The sequence below is a fragment of the Syntrophorhabdales bacterium genome, from assembly GCA_035541455.1.
In the GTDB taxonomy this organism is placed as follows: domain Bacteria; phylum Desulfobacterota; class Syntrophorhabdia; order Syntrophorhabdales; family WCHB1-27; genus JADGQN01.
In genome coordinates this window covers 1-2952 of sequence record DATKNH010000040.1, presented here as the reverse complement: position 1 = coordinate 2952, position 2952 = coordinate 1, and the positions used below count along the sequence as shown (strand labels likewise).

The following is a 2952-nucleotide window of genomic DNA, read 5'->3' as shown; positions in this document are numbered from 1 at the left end:
GCAGGGCAGATTTCCTCTTACAGAGGTGGTAGGTTTGCCTCTCGGGTACAAGAGCGCCGTTGCCGCAACGGGGATGACGAATGAGTATCTGAAAAAGTTCAAACCAAAAGAGTTCGACGCTGTGCATGTGATGTGGCTGCAGGCCCACGGTCCCGGCATACTCAATACGACCAAGAAGCCTGTCTACAAGCTAGAAGACTTGAAAGGACTGAAAATAAGGAGTACAGGCACCAGCTCGCGGGTTGCGGCTGCTCTCGGTGCATCACCGGTCGGCATGCCCATGTCCGAAGCCTACGATGCGCTTTCGAGAGGAATTGTCGAGGGCATACTTGCACCGATCGAAGCCATGAAGAGCTGGAAACTGGGAGAGACAGTCAATTACCATACGGAGGATTACGGCGCAGGATATTCGGACTGCCTCTACATCATCATGAACAAGGAAAAATGGGATTCCCTGCCTGCGGATATCAAGCCTATTCTTGATAAACTGAACGCCGAGTGGCTGGAGAGAGACGGAAAAGGTTGGGACGAAGCAGACAAAGAAGGTCGCGAGTTTGTTTTGAAACGGGGAAGCAAGATCATCACCCTCTCGGCAGAAGAGAATGCAAGGTGGGCCGAAAAGGTCAAACCGCTGCTGGAAGAATACGTGAAAAATACCAAGGCCAAGGGGCTGCCCGGTGACGAAGTGCTGAAGTTCTGCCAGGACTACCTGAAGGCAAACCAGAAGTGAAGCTTTACATCCTGTGATTGAAAACCCGGGGGATGCTCTGTCCCCCGGGCAACGACCATCCTGCTATCGAATAGCTGCCCACACGGAACGGATAACCGACGCGCAAGGGTAGTCTTCGGTACTGTTGGTCAGCGAAAGCGTGTCTGAATAATGAAGCCGAAGTGAGGACTTGGCTCAGTCACAATAATCTGCTCTCCGGTCCGCTTTCTAATAACGTACCCGTCAAATATCCTTTCGGGACCGCCCTGTAGATTACCGTACACCTTGACGCTCTCGTGAAGAACGAGATCCAGTTTCTCATGATTCGGCAACTCGGCTCGAACAAAAATTGAGCCGGAATCGTCCGTGAGCGTAAAACCACGTTCATTAAGTTGCGTGATCGTTCCCTGGATCGTCGTCACCGGCGGCAATGCCACATCCTTGATCGGTGTAGTTCCAGCGCACCCACTAACCATCAAAGCGACCACAACGAGCAGAGTCAGAACCGAGGGCTTCATTACGAATTCTCCTGTTGAGTGAGATGTCCAGCTCATGAACGAACCTTACTTTTTCAGCAATGATACGCCTCCACTGGTCAAAAGGCAAACGCAAACTATGTCGGCACGGACGTAAACAATTCCGCTGTGTAAGAATGCGCCCACTCTTTGTGCGGTGTGCGGCTGCACTCTTCAATTCACGGTAACCGCGCAGAGGATCCGGCGCGCAGAGGGAGTTCTGTTATTCTGCCGGGGAATGAGGTAAACTGGGAACGTATGGATGAGCACAGCCACCACCATTCGGGTTCGATAGAAAGAAGAGAGGTTGACAAAAAAGGGTCGGCTGGCAGACAGCTGCACAAAGACTGGCGGACGTAGCTGGTCACCTCAGTCCGGTGCGGCGGCAACGACGCCGTCGAAGCCCTGAACCTTGGACATTTCTCGGGCATCCCGCAGTTGCGCTGAGGCCGCCAGCTTTTCAAGGAGGGAACATGGGCCAGGAAGTGACCCTGTTTGTAGGTGCATTCACAACCCTTCTGGCGGTGATCAATCCGCTCGAGTCCCTTCCCATTTTCCTCGAACTGCTGGAGGGAAAAGACGATAAGGCACACCGCGCAATTGCTTTGCGGGCCTGTCTCTATGCGTCGATCCTCATGTTTTTCTTTCTGCTGTTCGGCAGGCTTGTACTGGAGATCTTCGGCGTGCCCCTCAGTATGGTTCGTATCGTCGGCGGCATAATCCTCACACGCATAGGCTTCAGCCTTTTCATGCCCTCGGCAGGCAGCGGCCTGATGGGCTCCACCCAGAAGGGCGGAAACATTGCGTTCGTTCCTCTCGCCATGCCGCTCATGTTCGGTCCGGGTGTTCTGGCAACGGTCATCGGTTACTCCAGCATGGTGAAACTCTCCGAAGCGGGTATTGCTTCCATGGGAGCGATTGTCGGGGCTATTGCGGCGGCGACGTTCGCCACGTATCTGATACTAGCCTATGCAAAAAGAATCCTGGGGCGGATCGGTCCGCAGGGGATCGACGCAGCAACGCGCATCGTCGGCTTCTTTGTATCCGCAATGGGTGTGGGCCTTATGTTTCACGGACTGGTTGAAGCGGTAAGACAGTATACAGGCACGTCTTAAACACATTATCCTTGCGACAACAGACACTTGAGCTGGCCGCCATGAACGCGAGAAGAAGAAGAGCTGAGGACGGCTACGGCCGAGGGTGTTCTACCGTGACCTCCGCTCATGAAGAAAAACAATCTTAGGCATCGAACAGGTTCTCGCCCTTTTTCCTGGGACTATCGACATCGAGATGAGGCGGTGTTAGGTTAAGGGCGGAATGGTGTTGCGTCACGCAACAGCAAGACCCAAGCGGGCCATGCAGACGCCCAGGGGCCGGGGAATCTTACTCAGGCTGCTCGCGATAGCCGTCGGCATTCTTCTCATCTGTACTGACGCATCGCACCTCTCTGCCGGGCCGCCGTTTCGTACCGGCAAGCTTCTTCTTCTATGCCGCCTATCTCTGGACGTGGGGGCCACCGGACAAAAAGAAGTGACGCAGGATGGCTGCGTATGATCTCAGTCGTGTCACACAGCCGCATGTATGTGGTGGTGCTTCTGATGACGTCAGCCCTGATGACAGCACTCAACGGGTGCCACGCAACAACCAAGCCTGGTGAGGATAAAGTAACGCGCTATGAGCACGAATCACTCGCTCCGTGAAGTGCTTGGCCTTTTTCTGAAACTGGGC

General features: G+C 54.3%; 5 protein-coding genes. 4 read left to right on the top strand and 1 reads right to left on the bottom strand.

The genetic code is table 11. The features are described from left to right. The coding region (locus tag VMT71_04455) for a TRAP transporter substrate-binding protein (protein HVN23196.1) at window positions 1–730 on the top strand (730 nt) is incomplete at its 5' end. A 128-nt stretch (window positions 731–858) separates the two neighbouring features. Here the strand turns inward: VMT71_04455 and VMT71_04450 are convergent. Continuing rightward, window positions 859–1227 carry a hypothetical protein gene (locus tag VMT71_04450; GenBank protein HVN23195.1) on the bottom strand — a complete coding sequence of 123 codons (369 nt, stop codon included), beginning with the start codon at window positions 1225–1227 and terminating at the stop codon, window positions 859–861. Window positions 1228–1697: 470 nt separating this feature from the next. Between VMT71_04450 and VMT71_04445 the strand changes: the two genes are divergently transcribed. The 3 genes from VMT71_04445 (at window position 1698) to VMT71_04435 (ending at window position 2924) form a co-directional block, all read left to right on the top strand. After that, window positions 1698–2339: a MarC family protein gene (locus tag VMT71_04445; protein HVN23194.1), complete on the top strand. Its 642-nt coding sequence runs from the start codon at window positions 1698–1700 to the stop codon at window positions 2337–2339. A gap of 202 nt (window positions 2340–2541) precedes the next feature. Next, window positions 2542–2778 (top strand): hypothetical protein, encoded by a 237-nt coding sequence (locus VMT71_04440; protein HVN23193.1) that lies wholly within the window; start codon window positions 2542–2544, stop codon window positions 2776–2778. Then, window positions 2775–2924 (top strand): hypothetical protein, encoded by a 150-nt coding sequence (locus VMT71_04435; GenBank protein HVN23192.1) that lies wholly within the window; start codon window positions 2775–2777, stop codon window positions 2922–2924. The genes VMT71_04440 and VMT71_04435 overlap by 4 nt, the downstream gene beginning before the upstream one ends. Window positions 2925–2952 lie beyond the last annotated feature (28 nt).

Excerpts from the sequence above, each read along its gene's own strand:
- VMT71_04450 (HVN23195.1), bottom strand. The coding sequence starts at position 1,227 with ATGAAGCCCTCGGTTCTGACTCTGCTCGTTGTGGTCGCTTTGATGGTT.
- VMT71_04440 (HVN23193.1), top strand. The coding sequence starts at position 2,542 with ATGGTGTTGCGTCACGCAACAGCAAGACCCAAGCGGGCCATGCAGACG.
- VMT71_04445 (HVN23194.1), top strand. The coding sequence starts at position 1,698 with ATGGGCCAGGAAGTGACCCTGTTTGTAGGTGCATTCACAACCCTTCTG.
- VMT71_04435 (HVN23192.1), top strand. The coding sequence starts at position 2,775 with ATGATCTCAGTCGTGTCACACAGCCGCATGTATGTGGTGGTGCTTCTG.